Origin of the sequence: Sphingobacterium detergens (assembly GCF_003610355.1) — a bacterium.
GTDB lineage: Bacteria > Bacteroidota > Bacteroidia > Sphingobacteriales > Sphingobacteriaceae > Sphingobacterium > Sphingobacterium detergens.
Genome location: NZ_RAPY01000005.1, coordinates 105543 through 123609, shown reverse-complemented (window position 1 = coordinate 123609; position 18067 = coordinate 105543). Strand labels below are relative to the sequence as shown.

Here is an 18067-nt window from a genome sequence, read left to right as displayed (position 1 = left end):
ATGAAAGATAAAATATGGCTGTCGTCGCCTCACATGGGAGGGAACGAGCTAAAATACGTACACGAAGCATTTGATAATAATTGGGTTGCCCCCTTAGGTCCCAATGTTAATGGGTTTGAGCAGGATTTGGAAAAATTTTTAAATACAGATGTTAAGATTGCGGCATTGTCCGCTGGAACTGCGGCACTACATTTAGCTTTAATTGAGTGCGGTGTCGGTTACGGAGATGAAGTGATCTGTCAATCGATGACATTCTCCGCTTCTGCAAACCCAATAGCGTATCAAGGAGCTATACCGGTGTTTGTTGACTCTGAAATAGATACTTGGAATATGTGTCCAGTAGCTTTGGGAGAAGCTATTCGCGATCGTTTTGCGAAAGGCAAGAAACCCAAGGCTATTATTGTCGTCCATCTCTACGGAATGCCGGCAAAAATGGATGAGATTCTTGCGGTAGCAAAAGAGTTTGATATTCCTGTGATTGAAGATGCGGCTGAAGCTTTGGGATCAATTTATAAGGGGAAGGCATGCGGTACTTTTGGAAGATTTGGTGTATTAAGTTTTAACGGAAATAAAATTATTACTACATCAGGTGGTGGCGCATTAGTTTGCCATACACAGGAAGATAAAGATAAAGCCGTATTTTTATCTACGCAAGCCCGTGATAATGCTCCACACTATCAACACTCTCATATTGGTTATAATTATAGAATGTCTAATATCTGTGCAGGTATTGGTCGGGGGCAAATGGAAGTTTTAAAGGATCGTATTCAGGCACGTCGTGAAATGACTCAATTTTATATTGATTTATTTGCTAATATTGAGGGTATCAACGTTTTTACAGAACCTTCAACAGATTTTTATTCTAACCATTGGTTAGCGGCAATCACAATAGAAGCGGGTAAAGTGGGGAAAACTCGTGAAGATCTTAGACTGGCTTTATTGGAAGATAATATCGAATCCCGGCCGTTATGGAAACCAATGCATTTGCAACCAGTATTTAAAAATGCAGTATATTATGGGGAAAATGTGGCTGAGGATTTGTTTAATAACGGTCTTTGTTTGCCATCGGGGTCTAATTTGACAGATGTAGAGAAGGAACGTATTAAGGAATCTATCGTTACTCTTTTTAATTAAGCGGTAGTACTTAAAACCAGTGATGATAACCTAATTTTTTAAGAACAAAAATAGGCTATGAAAAGTTTTTATAAAAATAATAAAAAAGAGGTTTTAGGCATAGATCTTGCCTGTGTAAGGAAGATTTTTTGTGATGTGTTTTGAAAATGATGTTTTTATAGTTGTAAAAAAGATATATTTTTGTCTGCAAATCATGAATCAATTTATAATTTAAATAGCGCATGCGATTTTTTTCAAAGTATAGTTTGATATTAGGACTGTGTTTATCAGTTTTAATAATGTTTAGTTCCTGTGGATCCCGTAAGAATATGGTTTATTTACAGCCAGATTCCACACAGATGACCACTTTATATGAACAATATGTTCCTAAGATTCAGGTTAATGATATTTTAACCATTGTGGTCACAGCGGCCGACCCAAAAGTAACAGCTCCTTTCAACCCAGTCAGTACAATGGCAACAAGTAATTTTACGCAACAAACTGATATGGCACTAAAACCTACATATACAGTTGATGAGCAGGGTGATATTACCTTGCCAATGTTAGGAAAGATAAAAGTAGCTGGTTTAACTAGAATACAAGCTATAGAAAAATTGAGAATAGAGTTAGGTAAATATATTAAAGATCCCGGAGTTAATATGAACTTTAATAATTTTCGTGTTTCTGTGTTAGGTGAAGTTGCAAGACCTGGATCGTTTATTATGCCAACTGAACGTGTGACAGTTTTGGAAGCATTAGGCATGGCGGGAGACATGACCATTAGAGGGGTTCGAGAGAGAGTTCTGCTAGTTCGTGAAATTGATGGTCAAAAAACTACACATCGCTTAGACTTAACGCAACAGGATATTCTAAACTCACCTTATTACTATTTAGCTCAGAATGATGTAATTTATGTTGAACCCAACAAGGCACAAATTAACAACTCCAAGCTTGGCGCAAATACAAATATCATTATATCTATAGCAAGCCTTTTAATTACCGTAATTTCAGTATTGACCCGTTAACAGAATTCATGGAACAGCGATCTACATATATAAAAGAAAAACAAGAAGACGATATTAATTTAAGGCAGCTTTTTGAGCAATATGCCTTCTATTGGAAATGGTTTGCATTAGCAATTATTCTATGCGTTAGCACTGCTATAGTTTACCTAAGGTATGCAAAGAAAAATTATAGTGTCACCGCTAAAATCCTGTTGAAAGACGAGCGAAGTGCTTCGGCAGGTGAATTAGCAGGTATTGCGGAATTGAGTAATAGTATGGGGTTTGGTGGTACCAGAGGGGGCTTTGTCACCGATCAAATTGAGGTTCTTTATTCTCGAAGATTAATGCGCAAGGTTGTGGATCAATATCATTTGAACGTAATATACTCAGAGAAAGGCAAAATAAGATCTTCTGAGGTTTTAGAAAAAGATATGCCCTTCTCTGTCCAACCGCTCGGAGATCAAGATTCTACAATACTAGCTCTGAAGGTGAATTTTATTGCTAATAATAAATTACACATTAAAGATCTAACTTCAGATAGAAATTTTGATATTGATTTTGATAAAACTGTAAGGATTGGGGAAAACACAATAGTATTTAAGAAAAGTATTAACAATAGATTAGATACAGATAAGGAATATATAATAAATATAATTCCTAAAGACTGGGCTGTAGATGCGAATTTATCTTCGATAAATATTACACCTAGTAAAGAGATGCAATCTTTCATCGTAAACTTTGCAATGGTTGCAGAATTGGGTAAAAAGGCTGAATTGATATTAAATGCATTAATTGATGTCTATAATACGGATTTGACTAGCGACAAGTTACGAATGACCCGTGCTACATCTGATTTTATTAACAAGCGCTTGATGTTGATATCTAAGGATCTCTCTGGCGCTGATGAGCAGGCCGCTGAATTTAAATCAGCTAACTCGATGGTTGATATGGCAACAGAAGCTGGTGTATTCTTAAATAATGCATCCGAGAACGATAAGAAAGTCTTGGAATATAAAACGCAATTGAAGCTCGTTGATCATATGTCGGATTTTTTGAAAAGCCAAGAAGTAGGGAAATTATTACCATCTAACATTGGCTTACAAGATGCTTCTATTGGTGATGCTATTGCTGCTTATAATAAGTTGGTTTTAGAACGTGATGATTTATTAAAGTCCGCTTCTGAACAAAATCCAGCTGTAATCGCCCTAAACGAGAATATTAAGGAGAGTGATAAAAATATCCGTCAATCTCTGCAAAACTACCAAAAAGTAACTCAGCTTGCATTAAACAGTATTGAACGAAAATCAACTGAAATTAAAGGTAGGATTAGTTCGATTCCAAATCAGGAACAAGGCTTTAAAAAGATCTCAAGGCAACAACAAATCGTTGAATCTTTGTATCTTTTATTACTCCAAAAGCGTGAGGAGAGTGAAGTAAAGGCAGCAGCCACCCCTGATAATTTGAAAATAATTGATGCAGCTTATGTTAATGGGAGACCTGTATCTCCTAAAAGATCTATAGTATTATTGGGCGCTTTATTTTGCGGATTTTTTATTCCTTTTGGTATTTTATATTTAAAATTCCTTTTAGATAACAAAATCCATTCGCGTAAAGATATTGAAGATATTGTCAAGATACCAGTCTTGGGAGAGATTCCGACAGCCGAGGACACTATTGTGCATCTTAATGACCGTTCCTCCTTAGCTGAAGCCTTTCGTATATTAAGAACTAATATGAACTTTATGTTCGGAGCAGATCAAAAGGATTCTTCAAAAGTTGTTTTTGTAACCTCAACAATTTCTGGTGAAGGTAAATCATTTGTCACTACAAACCTGGCGCAGATCCTATCCATGTCTGGAAAAAAAGTTGTGCTAATCGGTGCTGATATTCGTAGCCCTAAGGTGTTAGATTACTTGGGTCTTTCCCATTTGCAACATACTAATGTTGGAATTACGCAATTCTTAATTAATCCGGAGATGAATGTGGATAACATTATTATCAAGAAACCGGGGAATTATGATTTTGATGTGATCTATTCAGGATATATTGCACCAAACCCTGCCGAGTTGTTGATGAATGGACACTTCGATGATGTAATCAAATATACTCGTGAACATTATGATTATATTTTAGTGGATACAGCACCAGTCAGTTTAGTTACCGATACGCTATTAATTGCACATAATGCCGACTTGACCCTGTATGTTTCTCGTGTTAATTATCTTGATAAACGTTTATTACAGGTGCCGCGTGAGCTTTATGTAGATGGCAAATTGAAAAATCTTGCAGCTGTAGTCAATGATGTGGACTTTGCCCGCGGCTATGGTTACGGCTATGGCTACGGTTATGGTTATGGTGACAAAGGCAAAAAGAAAACAGGATTTGCAAAAGTATGGCAGGATATCAAAGATCGATTAAATATAAAATAGATCTATAGTTTAATAGATTTTGGCCTTATTGTTGTTAACCCCAAGTCGTGCATTCGACTTGGGGTTTTATTTTACAATAATTATTTATACAATCCGTTATGATTGTAATATTTTTAATACTAATCAACACACTATGAGAAAAAAACTATTATGTACAGCAGCAGGAATTTTAGGTTTTATGATAGGGACAGTTTCGGCACAATTTTCAAGACCTATTAGTGTGGGAGCAGGTGCTGGTGTAGCTTATAACTTAACAGATCTGGCGAATGTAGAAGCTAAATTTGCTTTCTATGGCGAAGCTGATTACCTAATCAATCCTTTTATATCCGTTGGTTTGCGGGGCGAAAAAGGTACATTGAGTGGCAATGGTCACAATAGTGATTTTGAAAATAGATACTTTGCTGGGAACCTAAATGGAAAAGTTCGTTTGGGTCAGTTTATGGGACATGCAGACAATTACAGTTATTATACACTACAAGCCAATACACTTTCACGCATTCTTTCCAATATCTATATTGGTGCTGGTGCTGGTTTGGTTAAAAACCGGATTAAACGTAATATAGATCCAATTTATGCTGATGCAATTACCAATCAAGGCGGTGAATTTGCTGACGATTTAGGTGAAATCCATTTTGTGGTTCCGTTAAATATTGGTGTTGATATTCCCTTTGGGCGTACTTTATACGGGCCACAATGGGCAATTAATGTAAACTATCAGCATACCTTAACGACCAATGATAATCTTGACGGTATAAAGAATAAAAATAACGATCAATATGGTTTTGTCTCGTTGGGTGTAAAATATGCCCTTTTCAATCGGAAATAAACGAATCGAACAACCTAATTTAATTAACAAATGATGATAACGATAATAAAACAGATCTCTAAAAATCGTCTGTTGGGTTTTGGTGCTTTGGCACTTTTAATCGGTTTCTCTGCCTGTAAATCGAACTCAGCAATATATAAAGCACCCAAGGTAAATGCTTTTCGAGGTGGTAAACTCCCAGCGCCTCCGGGAATGGTTTATATCCCTTCAGGAACAATTCTATTCAAGGGCTCTTTGGATAGCGGTAATGTTGGTAAAAATGTAAGTGTAAGTGCTTTTTTCATTGATGAAGCTGAAGTAACAAATAAGCAGTATCGTGAGTTTGTGAATTGGGTAGCTGATTCTGTTGCGGTAACGGATTACCTGCAAGATGATCAGTACTTTTTGGAGATTGCCGGCGAACAGGTTGGACAGCGAAGAATCAATTGGGCAAAGGTCAAGAAGGTATCTCCCTTATGGAAAAGCAATGACCCAAGCATTCAGGAACGTCTTGCTCCCATGTTGGAAATGCGGGGCAACCGACGTGCGCTTAATCCAGAAGTAATTAAATACCGCTTCTCGTATTTACAGTCAAAAGGAAATATGAAAAAGGGGTATGTAACGGATTCCGTTGCGGTGATGCCCGTGGAAGACATCTGGACAAAAGATTTTCCAAACGCACAATTAGCTTCTTTGGATGCGAATTATTTTACGCACCCTTCCTTTGATTATTATCCCGTTGTTGGAGTAACATGGAGACAAGCGCGGGCATTCACGGATTGGCGTGCAAGCGAAATGGCGGCTACAGTATTAAAAAATTCTTACCTCAATGGTTATCAACTAAGCCTAAGCTTACCAACAGAAGCGCAATGGCAATATGCCGCATCTGGAAAACTGGATCCACAAGATACAATAGCTGGTTCAAGAATGACTATTGATGGTACAGAGGGGAAAAAGAAACTGGCTGTCAACTTTAAACAAGGCGAGGGTACTTACTCACGTGATGGAGCCACGTTCACACTACCAGTTAAATCGTATATGCCGAATGCATTTGGTGTCTACAATATGGCGGGTAATGTTTCCGAGTGGACATTGGATGCCTATAGTCCATCGGCTGTCGTATTTGTTAATGACCTTAATCCCGCATTATTATATGATGCCGATGCAAAGGATGGGGATGCGCTCAAACGAAAAGTCGTACGTGGCGGCTCATGGAAAGACAATGGTGAACAATTAAATAGTGAAACACGTAATTATTCGGTGGATTACGAGCCGCATTCTTATATCGGTTTTCGTTGTGTGATGTCTGCATTCGAAATGCCAACTGTGCAAAGTAAAACACGTAAGTATTAATTCGGACTGTAAAATATAAATTCGATAATGATGAACATGAAAGCAGTAATGACAGTTACCATGGCATTGGTAACTGGATCATTGTTCGCTCAGCAAGAGACGACAATAGATACGGTTCCTAGAAAACAGGATACTTTAAATAATGTAATGTCAGCGATACCAGTCGTTTCGGGGGAAGTTAATCCGGATACGATTCCAACTACAGATGGATTTTATCAGGCGAACAATATGGAAGATGCGGTGCCATTTGCTTATCCTGAGGTGAACAAGAAGAATATTCGTTTCTATAAACGGGTATGGCGTGATATCGATCTAAAGGATGAAAAAAATTATATTTTAGCCATTCCAGGAAACTCTTTGATTGAAGTGGTAATGAAAGCAATTGAAAAAGGAAAACTTTCGCTTTATAGCCCTGATGATGATTCTTTCAAAGGTCGTTTAAGTGCACAGGAAGGTATGGCGCGTTTTGCAGATAGTGTGTTGGTACCCATCTTTGACGGCGAAGGAAATCAGATCGATTCCAAAATGGCCCTGAACGAGTTTGATCCAAGCAGGGTGACTAAATTTCGCGTTAAGGAAGATATCTTCTTCGATAAACAACGGAGCAGATTGGAAACACGCATTATCGGTGTGGCTCCATTAATGAATATTACTACTTCTGCTGAGTTAGCGGAGTCTGTGGGTGCGACGCCTGCTTTTTGGCTATATTTTCCACAATTACGCTATAGCTTGGTACAGGTAGATATTTCTGATCCAGATAAAGGGCTTTATGATATGACCATGGATGACTTTTTTGTGCAGAACAAATTTGCGAGTACAATTGTGCGTGAATCATCTCCAGGTATGTTACAGAATGTAAAAGAATCTGAGAATGGTGGACAATTATTAGATGGCCGGAAGGTAGAGGAGAAGCTGGACGCTTATAAAAAGAAATTATGGAGCAATCCGAAAGGAGTGAAGGCGGAGGAACTCGAAGGGAGTCAATCTAATCAATCGGAGACTGAAAAAATAAAAACTCAGTCGGAACAGCAAGAGAAAAATAATTCTGAGAATTCAGAAAATAATAAAGCAACGGAAGAGAAGCTGTAAAGGTATGAATTAAATGGACGGAAGCGAGTTTGTTCTATTTCTATAGGTCAGCTCGCTTTCTTCGTTAAAATTTCATGATTTATTAATAATAAACGAATGAGGTTGGTATAAATATTGCCTATAGGGTGTTCTATATAATTAGGATAATTCTTTTTTAAATAAAAAATCGCTTTTAAACTAACGTAAAAATGAGGGAAATATTAGATCAAAAGCCAATTTTGGTCATTTTGGCGGCCGGGATGGCAAGCCGTTATGGTTCAGCAAAGCAAGTAGAGAGTTTTGGGCCATTTGGTGAAAAGATAATTGATTATTCTATATATGATGCAATACGTGCTGGCTTTGGCAAGGTGGTTTTTGTCATTCGAGAGGAGTTTTTGGAGGTAATGAAAACTAATGTTGGTGATAAATTGCCTGATACAGTCGAAGTGGAGTATGTATACCAAAACTTTGATTTAAGTAAATTTGGTGTAGATCGTATTGTTGAACGTCAGAAACCCTGGGGGACGGGCCATGCAGTAATGAGCGCTGAGCAGGCTGTGAATGGGCCATTTTGTGTCATCAATGCGGATGATTTTTATGGCTATGATGCATTCCAGAAGATGGCGCACTTTCTTCGCGAAAGAGCCACCGATCAGGAGATGTCCCTTGTAGGATTTGAAGTGGGGAATACCCTGTCTGATTTTGGTTATGTATCCCGTGGTGTCTGTGAAGTCAATGACGCGGATCATCTGCAAAGCGTGACTGAGCGGACTAATATTTATCGTAAAGACGAAAATATAGTGTATGCGCAGCAGGAAAATGAAACAATTCTACCCAATAATACGAGGGTTTCTATGAACTTTTGGGGATTTACGCCCAAAATATTTGACGTAGCACGTGCGTTATTCCCCGATTTTGTCGAGCGTAATTATGAAAATCCAAAGGCAGAATTTTTTATTCCTGACCTTCCGGATTATATGGTGAAAAATGGTCTTGCTAATTTTTCAGTATTACCAACAGATGCAAAGTGGTTTGGTGTCACCTATAAAGAAGATAAAGATCAGGTACAACGGAGTATTCAGGAGTTGATCCAGGCACGTCATTATCCAGAACGACTGTGGCCGGTTAAAAAAGTGGTGGATGAGACGATTTATTTAGATTTCTAAAATAAAACCAAATAATAGAGGAAAGGGCGTATTTTTCATTAAATAAAGAGATACGCCTTTTATATGCAAAAAGACTCCTTCGTCCTAATCGCTATCTCGCCCCAAAAACTTCGAGTAAGTATGAATTAGGGGAAAAGCGATAGCTTCCTGTGGGGCATATTTTACATAGCGTTTAAAATTTTGCCATAAACGTTTTGGCGAATCCGGCCGGGCAAAACGTGTTGATTTTTTACTGTTTTCAAACCTTTCGTCCTTGAAACCGAAATTTCCCGAATACCATACTTCATCAAGCATCCAGTCGGTTTCAAGATTTTCTGGGTAAGGGAAAGGTAGTTTACTCGTAGGAAGACCTAAATTTTCAACCAAAATCTTGTGTAAGAGATGTGTCCATTTCATTACACCAGTTTTTTCATAGATCTTTTGCAGTGCTTCATTATTTATTTGTGCAGAGACAAGATAATAGAGTCTTGCGGAATCACAAAATTGACGTAGGCCTATACCATAGGTGATCAGATGCTTTAGTATGTGTATATTGACTTGGAGCAACTGTAGTTCCGGCGCTAGTAATCGTACTGAAATATCATTTATCGATACGGTTTGTTGTTTTTCCTTATATACTTCCAGAAGTTTTTTGAGGTAACTTCTTTTAAGTGGACTACGAAAATCAAATGTCTTTTTATGGTGTTCAATATGAATCCCTTTAAAGTTATAATCTAAGCTGAAGCCTGCGGTATCCTGAAATTTTAGCTGATTTTCTTTCAGAAAGCTCCGTGCTTTTGCATAGCCGTCGTCTTCAAAACAGAAATCAATGTCCCCGCTGATTCGATGGTTGGGGATTCGGTAATAAGAAGCTACCCCCTGACCTTTTTGTAAAATGGGGCGGATACCATGAGAGCTAAAAGCAGTAAACTGCTCCGCAATGACATTGTTCATTTTTGCATTGTGCCGTTCAATCTGATCGACACGTACTGCCCATTTTAACCTTAGCGACTGTGGTGGAAGCTGATGTTCTTCTAAAAAAGAGAAGCTATCATATATTAGACCTTCTATGGTATGGTTGGTTGCATAACGGTATATTCTATTCCAATCATCTGTTGTCATTGGTTGATCCAGAGATAAGGTTCCTTCTCCCCATAAACCGATTCGTAGCAATTGAAAAAATATATCCTTTAGTTGGTTGTCCATCTAGATGCTTAGCAAAAATAATTTGTCCAAAGATAGTGATTTTCACTCGTACTCCGATGATGTTGAAGTTTCATGATCATAGTAAGCAGCAAAAAATAATATATAAAATGGTAAAGAGGATACCTCCATTCGGCATGTTTTTTGTCAATTATTTGTCTTGTAATTTAGTAATTTCGCAAACGATTAATTGTTTTAAAAATATTTAATTACGGAAAGGGATACTTTTTAATCGTATTCTGCGATTAGAGTATATAATATCTTTATAGAATTTAGATGAGTAATTTATGGAAAGAAGGTTTGTCTATCAACAAACCTCGTTGGATAATTTTGCTGTTAGACATGATCATTGTCGCAACAGCATTTTTGATCAGTTATGTTCTTATATTCAAGCATAGAGGGGGAGTAGAGATTGACGACATGATCAGACAGGCGCTGCTTGTTTCAGTCGTTTATTTGATCTGGTTCTGTATTTTCGGTACGTTTAAGGGGGTTGTCCATAAGACTGGTATCCGTGAATTGCAACGTATTGTCCTGGCGATTGGATTGGCTTATTTTTCTGCTGTACTGATTTGTAAAGGAATAGAGTGGTCATATCCCTCCTATAATGCGATGTTGCCTTTTTCGGATACACAGCTTCTTTTTCATGCATTAATTGCGGGTTTCGGTATGACTTTCAGCCGGGTGCTTTATCGTGCACTGTATCATGAGCTGATGTGGGGGAATAAAGATAACCGTATTCCTGTTATCCTTTTTGGCGCGGGTAATATGGGGAATACCACCTTTCACTTTATCCATACAACTTCGCGTAATAAATACCGTATCGTTGCCATTATGGACGATAACCCACATCGTATAGGCAACCGTATTCAAGGGTTTAAAATCTATGATATAAACGATTTAAATAAAGATTTTGTATTAAGGCATGGCAAGGCATCCGAAATTATTATTGCCGTGGATGACCGCAAACCAGAGCGACTGAATAGGGTATTTAAACTCGCTGAACCGATTCCATTAATTGTTAAAATTATTCCAGATACTGCCCGTTTATTGGCAGGTGAAGTAGCGACACGACAAATCCGGAGCTTACGTATAGAGGATTTATTAGGCCGAAAAGCGATTGATCTGGATAATCCGACCATTGCCTCCGAGATGGAAGACCAGATCGTTTTGGTAACCGGAGGGGCGGGTTCAATCGGTGGTGAACTGGTGCGCCAGCTAGCCCATACTGACTTAAAACAGCTTATCGTGGTGGACCAGGCTGAATCCGCTTTATATGATATTCAACAGGAACTGAGTAGCAGCAATCATTTTGTCCGTTGTACCTTTATTGTCGGGAATGTTCGGGATGAGTCCTTTATGGACACCTTGTTCCAGTTTTATAAACCTACCTATGTCTTCCATGCTGCCGCTTATAAGCATGTGCCTTTAATGGAAGCCAATCCTTATGAGTCTATTTTAACTAATGTATGGGGATCTTACAACGTCGCTCTGCTGGCCGATAAATACAATGTTTCCAAATTTGTGATGGTTTCTACTGATAAGGCGGTGAATCCGACGAATGTAATGGGGGCGACCAAGCGTGTTGCCGAAATCGCGATATCAACGGTCAATATACATTCGAAGACTAACTTTATTGTGACCCGCTTTGGTAATGTATTGGGCTCTAATGGCTCCGTCATCCCACTGTTTGAAAAACAGATGCTCAAGGGTGGGCCGTTGACAATTACCGATGAAAATATAACCCGGTATTTTATGACCATCCCCGAAGCCTGTCAATTGGTACAGGAGGCCGCGGTAATGGGTAAAGGTGGGGAAATATTTGTCTTTGATATGGGCGAACCAGTTAAGATTATGGAGCTGGCCAAGCAGATGATTAGGCTCAAAGGATATAATTATCCCGAAGATATTGATATCAAAATTGTAGGTCTCCGTCCTGGAGAGAAAATCTTTGAAGAGCTTCTTGCGAATGGGGAGAATACCGAAAAGACCTATCATGATAAGATAATGATTGCAAAGGTTAATACACCCGATTTGGAATTGCAGAAGGCACGTGTAGAGCAATTATGTACACTTGTGAAAGCTGCTGATCCTAATGATGATAAAATGAATTTGGTGCAGTTAATTAAGGATATCGTACCCGAATACCGCTCCCAGAATTCGATGTTTTCGGCATTGGACAAATAACCCTCGTCAGGACGTAAATAGTAAATGCATTTTTAACTCAAAAATAAGTATCTTTATACAACGGGCAATAGATGAGTTTGTTATGAAGGTGTTTATTTTTTCTCTATTTTTTACTTTTGCGATCAATCCCTGCTTGCTAGCACAGGAAAAATTTGATCCTGTAGCTTGGCAAGCTCCATACAGTCTTAGTCTTGACGACTGGGGAATAGAACGATTTCCGATACCCATTGACTTTGCACCTAAAATTCCTTATAAAGGAGTAGAAGATGTACGTTTTACAACCGGATGGAGTAAGCCCGAGAGTGATGAATACTGGTCTTATGCTTTCTTGTGGTATGTGGAGGGGCAGCAAGCACCTGATGCAAAAACAGTTGAAAATAATCTGGCCATGTATTTCGATGGGCTCGTAAATCGTAACATCGAAAAGCGCGCCCTGCCAAAGGAGCTGATCAAGAAAACCAGGGCACATTTCAAGAAATTATACAAACCGGAAGGGCAGGACGAATCGACCTTTACCGGAACCATCCATATGGTGGATTACATGGGTAAAAAGCCAATTGTTCTACATGCAACTGTTCATTTAAAAAAATGTGCCGGAATAGATCACACAATTATTTTTCATCAGTTTTCACCACAAGAACGAATTGCTCCTATATGGACAAAGCTAAATGGATTATGGGAAAGTTTTCGTTGTTCTGAATAGCTCTGTTTATCTGTTAAGGAGTATTATTCGACACGATATCTAAAACATCATTGAAAACCTAATCCTCAGCCTATGACTTTCGTGATCGGCTATTTCCATTCAATTGTAATATCTTTAAAGTCTACAAAATAAGGTTCTCCTGCCGAATGCGAATAACCGAATTTAAATAATTTGATCATTTTCACAGCCGGTAGTATACCTTCGAATGTATAGGTACATTTTATAGGTACATCCGTATTTAGTTGAATGGCTGTTAGGTAATCTGAAGCGCCATTGGTGAATGATTTTAAACGATATTCATTGCCATCAATATCGATAATTGATCTAACGTCTGAATTAATATACCAATTAGCCGCTGAAGTAGTCAAAACGATAGTACACGTAACGGTTTGTGCTTTTGAATCCCCTTCGACTTTTGTTAACTTAAATAGAATTTTATCTGTATTGAATTCTTTTACTGCTTTTCCAATTTTTAAAGAGTTTTTTAGGTATTCATTTTCGGCTTTGGTTTTTTTCAATGCTACTTTTATCTCTTGGCAATCCTGTTGTGCCTGAGAATTCATAGTGATGCCCAAAATCAGCATACCAAATATCGATAATGTCTTGAACATGTTCCTATGTTTTTAGATTTATAATAAAATTACGAGTTAAATATACGAAAGCATCCAGATTATTTGGTGTTTTTTTATTTATCGAATGAATTATTGTAGAGCAATAAGAAGTCGATGCAAAATGGTGCTGATTTTAACATTTTATAACATTATTCTTTAAACGATTCTGGGCGTAGGCTGTTCTATTTATAAACAACGAAAGGAAAGATATTATGAGTGAATTAACATGGAAAGGCCGTTGGAATGAGATCAAAGGCAAAGTAAAACAGCAATATGCAGATCTTACGGATGATGATTTATTGTATGCAGAAGGCAAAGAAGATGAATTGGTTGGTAAACTTCAGAAGAAAACTGGTAAAACTCAGGATGAGGTAAATAGCTGGTTAAACGGTTTGTAGAAATAAGTGTTTTTTTGCGATAATAGGAAGCGGATAGCATTATGTTATCCGCTTTTTTATGTTGTTTTTTCTCGCCTTAAGTTCTTATGGAAAGTACTATAGTTTATGGGGAAATCTTTTAAAATTAGTCGGAAGATAATGAATTAAAAAGTTCTACTATTTTATTTCTAACCCGTCTTTTTTTGCGCTGTTACTAGGTGCGTTGCCCTGATTATCATCCTGATTTCGCAAAAAGACATTTGTCTGGTCACATTTTTAATTTTTTAAACTGAAGTGAATTACTCTTTTTCGTCATATCTTTGATATTTGTTGTTAATTATTATCTTTGCATTTAATTGTAAAAATTTAGCCTAGAAAACGTTAACCTGATTTTTAGCACGTATAGTGCGATATCTAGAGGTTTCTAATTCCACGTTTGTATAATTATTTAAGTCGTTAAGGAATTATATCGACAATTTTTCAAAAAAAATGAATAGAACAGAAATTGAAGTATTATGCGGTTCAAAACAAATATATGAAGCGCCAAAAATTGAGGTAAAGAAAATAGAATTAGAATATGGCATCGCTAGTGGATCAAATGCAACTCAACAAGGGTGGAAAGATTCACAGACTATAAGCGAAGAAGTTGAAAATAATTATTGGTAAGCCATATAAGTAAATCCTATTTTAATCTTAAAAGTATCAAAAATGAAAATAACTCTAAATAAAATCGTGGTATTTTTTATGGCCACGCTAGTCTTTTCCTCGTCTTGTCAGAAAGATAAACAAGAATATAACGCAGATTCGGATAAAGGCAAAGTAAAACTGAAAATGGGGGGTACAAGTTTTACTCGATTAGACGATAACATTTCTTCAAAAGCTTCGAATGGAAAAAATGCTATAACATCTACCGCACCACAGTCTCAAGAAGTTCCATTCAATGACGAATATAAAATCATAGCGACTCTAATTCCTGTCGGCACAAATCAACCAGTAGTAAAGGGATCAACCCGTGCTGAGTCTGTACCAAACGGAGCTGTTATAGAGCCATTGGAAAAAGGTATAAAATATACGATCAACGTAACTGGGAAGGGCGCAGTAGAAAATATACGTCTTTCAAAAAGATTTATACATGGGGTCGATGATGCAGATATCTCTTTTGATTTAGCGCCTGGCGAATATACGCTTTTAGCTTTCGATGATGATCGAGGTTATACCAATAATCGTCTTCGTTGGCAAGGGGATATTAAAGTCGTTGCGGGCAAAGATGTCAATCTAAATATTGTTCTTCAGAATATGTTTGCTCAAGCTACTGTAACTTTGAATACAGAAAATATAGGTGCTATTCAGCAGATAGGAAGCCTTTACGTCAATCCCGTGTTTTATGCCCCGGTATTAAACTTTTATACAGGTTCTATAACTTATGAAGGGAAAGGGCATGCTGAAAATATGCTTTATCCAGCAGTCAATCCTTCGAGTTCCATCTGGAAAAGTAATCCATTTGTATTAAAGACAGGCCCGAATAAAGCTGAAATTAGTATGTATAATGTTATTATAAACGGAATTGAGGGACAAATTCATTTGTCTGGCCTAACTATAGAAGATGGTGTGAAATATGATATACAGCTTAAATTGGGCTCTAAAACTGATAAGACCTTTAAAATTGCAGGGGTAGAATTCGCGGATGCAAATTTATATTATGATCAAAATAACGATAGTTACTCTTTTGCTAATGCTGATAATGCTTACAGAAGAGATGGATACTTCTTTCCTAATTATGTAAAGCCAAAAGTGAGAGGCTCTGAGGCGAATAAAAAACCAAACTCAACTATTAACGGTAACAATGGAGATCCATGCGAGCTAGTTCAGCCATTAAACAAATGGAGACTCCCTACCAAAAATGAGGTTGAAATACTGTTGACAAACAACAAGACTGTTCTAAGTAATTTTACCTACTATCCTCCAATTGAAAGCTCAAAAGAAAGAGGGGGAGTGTTTTTTGGTATTGAAACTCATCCGTCAGATCGTTACAGAGAGTTTCTTTTCTTGCCATTATTAAATTATTATACCAACTCGACAAGCACAACGGAAAATCCAGGCGAAGCAGGAAGATATTTATTGAAAAATGGATCTAGTGAATTTGCTCAATTAGCATTGTCGTTATATAAATCGCAAGGTGTTATTTCTACGACTGGAGAACCGCGTATTATAAATCAAGTTCCAGAAGATATGGCTCTCTCTATTCGTTGCGTAAAGAAATAATTATGCAAAATAGGATTTAGTTAATAGTCTTACGGATGATGATTTATTGTATGCAGAAGGCAAAGAAGATGAATTGGTCGGTAAACTTCAGAAGAAGACTGGAAAAACACAGGATGAGGTTAATAGCTGGTTAAACGGTTTGTAGAAATAAGTGTTTTTTTGTGATAATAGGAAGGCGGTTAACAATGATGTTATCCGCTTTTTTCGTGCCCAGATTTCCGTGTCTAGGTTAATTTGGTTAGATGTGCTGAATTAATAATTAATGCAACTGTATTGCTTTTGTATGTACGATTGTTATATTTGCATCTATGTTGCATTTGTGTTTGCCGAACAAAAAGATTTTAATCCTTTCTCACTGGCAGTATGAATAAAACAGCAAAACGTATAAAACCAAAACATATGACCAAGTCAGTAAAAATTCTTCTCGCAATCACGCTCATCGCTGGACTATTTGTTTCTTGCAAGAAAGATAAACAAGAGTCCGAAATTAGTCAGCCGACAGCTGAAAATGTCGAAATCGGTTATGCAAATAATAAACAGGCAATTAGAGGCCGCGATTTTCATTTTAATGCAGATCTCCTTGCCGGAGATAAAATAGAATCTGTTCAGGTCAAGATTTTGCCAAAGGCTGGGCAGACCTATACCTCACCATGGAAAATGGAAATTGCCTGGGATGAGTTTAAAGGATTAAAAAATGCCAATGTCCATAAACATTTTACCATTCCAAAGGAAGCACCCGAGGGAAGATATGATTTCTTCTTTATTGTAAATGACGTAAATGGATCGAAGCTGGAGTTAAAAGAAGATTTTCAGATTTTTGATGCTGCTAATATGCCCGTCGATCCCGTCGTGGACCGTGATATCTTTTCCCGAAACGATGATATGGTTTACTATATGGGTACCTATGTTGAGACCCCGATAGTATTCAAAAAAGGAGATAAGTTTACGGCCCGGGCGCAGATTAAACAAATACAGGGTGACGGCATCTTATATACAGCATTGATCAAACGGACGCTGAACTACTTTCCTGAAACCGTTGATAAGCTAAATCTCACGAAAGCCATAATTATTTCCAAAGTGGAGCATAAAGATCTAGGGCCAGCCTCTAAAATCAATACGTATAAGCTGGCCAATGGTGCGATAAGTGGTGATGATATTATTATCGGTGCGGAAAAAGACGGTTTGGGCAATCAAATCACTGGCGACCGACAATGGCAATCTGGTCAGTACAATCTGGTCATTCTATATAAGAACACAACGTTTAACATGAGTACCTTTAGGTCTGTTCCCCTTACCATAGTGTATGAATAAATTCGTCTCATTTTAATAGGTTTGATCAACAATGATTATATGTGGCTTTCTATCACGGAAAGCGACATATAATCATATCTGGGAAGTTTATTTAATCTTAACCAGTTCTACGCGACGATTTTGAGCTCTATTGTCTTCGGAATCGTTGGCGACGATCGGGCGTTCGGTACCGTAACCTTTGGCGCTTAAATGTGATTTGTCGATTTTTTGACCCATTAATGCTGTCAGCACGGCATTGGCATCCCCATCGGATAGCTTTTTATTGTGGGCTGCATCGCCCGTATTGTCCGTGTGTCCTTCAATGGAGATTTTGAGCGTAGGATCATTTTTTAGCGCTTCTGCAATCTGAATGACCACGTCTGTACCCTCAGCCGTGATGCTGGGTTTGTCACCAGCCTTTTGGCGGAGTAAAGAAGGGAAGTACGCCGATATCGGCACCCGGATAGCGGATACTAGCTAGATCCAAGCGTTGCCAATGTGTCAATTTTATAAGGTT

The 18067-nt window shown here is 37.7% G+C and carries 16 protein-coding genes and 1 pseudogene; 14 read left to right on the top strand and 3 right to left on the bottom strand.

Annotated features, from left to right (window positions below):
* From DFQ12_RS21520 to DFQ12_RS21490, 7 genes are all read left to right on the top strand, one after another.
* Complete coding sequence (locus DFQ12_RS21520) at window positions 1-1134, top strand: DegT/DnrJ/EryC1/StrS family aminotransferase (protein ID WP_120261126.1); 1134 nt, start codon at window positions 1-3, stop codon at window positions 1132-1134.
* Window positions 1135-1472: 338 nt separating this feature from the next.
* On the top strand, window positions 1473-2138 hold the full coding sequence (locus tag DFQ12_RS21515; protein WP_244211818.1) for a polysaccharide biosynthesis/export family protein: 666 nt from the start codon (window positions 1473-1475) through the stop codon (window positions 2136-2138).
* Window positions 2139-2146: 8 nt separating this feature from the next.
* Window positions 2147-4546 (top strand): GumC family protein, encoded by a 2400-nt coding sequence (locus DFQ12_RS21510; protein ID WP_120261124.1) that lies wholly within the window; start codon window positions 2147-2149, stop codon window positions 4544-4546.
* Window positions 4547-4679: 133 nt separating this feature from the next.
* The gene (locus DFQ12_RS21505) at window positions 4680-5372 is read left to right on the top strand and encodes an outer membrane beta-barrel protein (RefSeq protein ID WP_120261123.1); all 693 of its coding nucleotides are present in this window, start codon (window positions 4680-4682) and stop codon (window positions 5370-5372) included.
* A gap of 30 nt (window positions 5373-5402) precedes the next feature.
* Window positions 5403-6704: a T9SS ring complex lipoprotein PorK/GldK gene (porK, locus tag DFQ12_RS21500; RefSeq protein WP_120261122.1), complete on the top strand. Its 1302-nt coding sequence runs from the start codon at window positions 5403-5405 to the stop codon at window positions 6702-6704.
* Window positions 6705-6740: 36 nt separating this feature from the next.
* The gene (gene porN, locus DFQ12_RS21495) at window positions 6741-7793 is read left to right on the top strand and encodes a type IX secretion system ring subunit PorN/GldN (RefSeq protein WP_167457331.1); all 1053 of its coding nucleotides are present in this window, start codon (window positions 6741-6743) and stop codon (window positions 7791-7793) included.
* A 188-nt stretch (window positions 7794-7981) separates the two neighbouring features.
* Window positions 7982-8938, top strand: coding sequence for a nucleotidyltransferase family protein (locus DFQ12_RS21490; protein ID WP_120261120.1), 957 nt, complete (start codon window positions 7982-7984; stop codon window positions 8936-8938).
* 84 nt (window positions 8939-9022) lie between these two features.
* Here the strand turns inward: DFQ12_RS21490 and DFQ12_RS21485 are convergent, their stop codons facing one another.
* The gene (locus tag DFQ12_RS21485; protein WP_120261119.1) at window positions 9023-10123 is read right to left on the bottom strand and encodes a nucleotidyltransferase domain-containing protein; all 1101 of its coding nucleotides are present in this window, start codon (window positions 10121-10123) and stop codon (window positions 9023-9025) included.
* A 273-nt stretch (window positions 10124-10396) separates the two neighbouring features.
* Between DFQ12_RS21485 and DFQ12_RS21480 the strand changes: the two genes are divergently transcribed.
* Both DFQ12_RS21480 and DFQ12_RS21475 read left to right on the top strand, forming a co-directional pair.
* Window positions 10397-12307 carry a polysaccharide biosynthesis protein gene (locus DFQ12_RS21480; protein WP_120261118.1) on the top strand — a complete coding sequence of 637 codons (1911 nt, stop codon included), beginning with the start codon at window positions 10397-10399 and terminating at the stop codon, window positions 12305-12307.
* Window positions 12308-12389: 82 nt separating this feature from the next.
* Window positions 12390-13010 (top strand): hypothetical protein, encoded by a 621-nt coding sequence (locus tag DFQ12_RS21475; protein WP_120261117.1) that lies wholly within the window; start codon window positions 12390-12392, stop codon window positions 13008-13010.
* Window positions 13011-13099: 89 nt separating this feature from the next.
* On the opposite strand, the gene DFQ12_RS21470 is transcribed toward DFQ12_RS21475, so the two are convergent.
* A complete protein-coding gene (locus DFQ12_RS21470) occupies window positions 13100-13621 on the bottom strand; it encodes a hypothetical protein (RefSeq protein WP_120261116.1) in 522 nt (173 codons plus the stop codon).
* Between the two features lie 212 nt (window positions 13622-13833).
* Here DFQ12_RS21470 and DFQ12_RS21465 point away from each other — a divergent pair, with 212 nt between their 5' ends.
* The 5 genes and pseudogenes from DFQ12_RS21465 to DFQ12_RS21450 all read left to right on the top strand — a co-directional run bounded on the left by DFQ12_RS21465 (window position 13834) and on the right by DFQ12_RS21450 (window position 17571).
* Window positions 13834-14019: a CsbD family protein gene (locus DFQ12_RS21465; protein WP_046675215.1), complete on the top strand. Its 186-nt coding sequence runs from the start codon at window positions 13834-13836 to the stop codon at window positions 14017-14019.
* 468 nt (window positions 14020-14487) lie between these two features.
* Window positions 14488-14664, top strand: coding sequence for a hypothetical protein (locus DFQ12_RS28220; protein ID WP_167457330.1), 177 nt, complete (start codon window positions 14488-14490; stop codon window positions 14662-14664).
* A gap of 42 nt (window positions 14665-14706) precedes the next feature.
* Window positions 14707-16260 (top strand): hypothetical protein, encoded by a 1554-nt coding sequence (locus tag DFQ12_RS21460; protein WP_120261115.1) that lies wholly within the window; start codon window positions 14707-14709, stop codon window positions 16258-16260.
* Between the two features lie 40 nt (window positions 16261-16300).
* A pseudogene (locus tag DFQ12_RS21455) lies at window positions 16301-16405 on the top strand (CsbD family protein); the annotation flags it as partial.
* Window positions 16406-16659: 254 nt separating this feature from the next.
* Window positions 16660-17571 (top strand): DUF4625 domain-containing protein, encoded by a 912-nt coding sequence (locus tag DFQ12_RS21450; protein ID WP_120261364.1) that lies wholly within the window; start codon window positions 16660-16662, stop codon window positions 17569-17571.
* A gap of 87 nt (window positions 17572-17658) precedes the next feature.
* Here the strand turns inward: DFQ12_RS21450 and DFQ12_RS21445 are convergent, their stop codons facing one another.
* Window positions 17659-18009, bottom strand: coding sequence for an OmpA family protein (locus DFQ12_RS21445; protein ID WP_208642601.1), 351 nt, complete (start codon window positions 18007-18009; stop codon window positions 17659-17661).
* Window positions 18010-18067 lie beyond the last annotated feature (58 nt).

What these genes read in the sequence shown, in the direction of transcription:
- DFQ12_RS21520 (WP_120261126.1), top strand. Translation starts at nt 1, where the DNA reads ATGAAAGATAAAATATGGCTGTCGTCGCCTCACATGGGAGGGAACGAG.
- DFQ12_RS21515 (WP_244211818.1), top strand. Translation starts at nt 1,473, where the DNA reads ATGACCACTTTATATGAACAATATGTTCCTAAGATTCAGGTTAATGAT.
- DFQ12_RS21510 (WP_120261124.1), top strand. Translation starts at nt 2,147, where the DNA reads ATGGAACAGCGATCTACATATATAAAAGAAAAACAAGAAGACGATATT.
- DFQ12_RS21505 (WP_120261123.1), top strand. Translation starts at nt 4,680, where the DNA reads ATGAGAAAAAAACTATTATGTACAGCAGCAGGAATTTTAGGTTTTATG.
- porK (WP_120261122.1), top strand. Translation starts at nt 5,403, where the DNA reads ATGATGATAACGATAATAAAACAGATCTCTAAAAATCGTCTGTTGGGT.
- porN (WP_167457331.1), top strand. Translation starts at nt 6,741, where the DNA reads ATGAAAGCAGTAATGACAGTTACCATGGCATTGGTAACTGGATCATTG.
- DFQ12_RS21490 (WP_120261120.1), top strand. Translation starts at nt 7,982, where the DNA reads ATGAGGGAAATATTAGATCAAAAGCCAATTTTGGTCATTTTGGCGGCC.
- DFQ12_RS21485 (WP_120261119.1), bottom strand. Translation starts at nt 10,123, where the DNA reads ATGGACAACCAACTAAAGGATATATTTTTTCAATTGCTACGAATCGGT.
- DFQ12_RS21480 (WP_120261118.1), top strand. Translation starts at nt 10,397, where the DNA reads ATGAGTAATTTATGGAAAGAAGGTTTGTCTATCAACAAACCTCGTTGG.
- DFQ12_RS21475 (WP_120261117.1), top strand. Translation starts at nt 12,390, where the DNA reads ATGAAGGTGTTTATTTTTTCTCTATTTTTTACTTTTGCGATCAATCCC.
- DFQ12_RS21470 (WP_120261116.1), bottom strand. Translation starts at nt 13,621, where the DNA reads ATGTTCAAGACATTATCGATATTTGGTATGCTGATTTTGGGCATCACT.
- DFQ12_RS21465 (WP_046675215.1), top strand. Translation starts at nt 13,834, where the DNA reads ATGAGTGAATTAACATGGAAAGGCCGTTGGAATGAGATCAAAGGCAAA.
- DFQ12_RS28220 (WP_167457330.1), top strand. Translation starts at nt 14,488, where the DNA reads ATGAATAGAACAGAAATTGAAGTATTATGCGGTTCAAAACAAATATAT.
- DFQ12_RS21460 (WP_120261115.1), top strand. Translation starts at nt 14,707, where the DNA reads ATGAAAATAACTCTAAATAAAATCGTGGTATTTTTTATGGCCACGCTA.
- DFQ12_RS21450 (WP_120261364.1), top strand. Translation starts at nt 16,660, where the DNA reads ATGACCAAGTCAGTAAAAATTCTTCTCGCAATCACGCTCATCGCTGGA.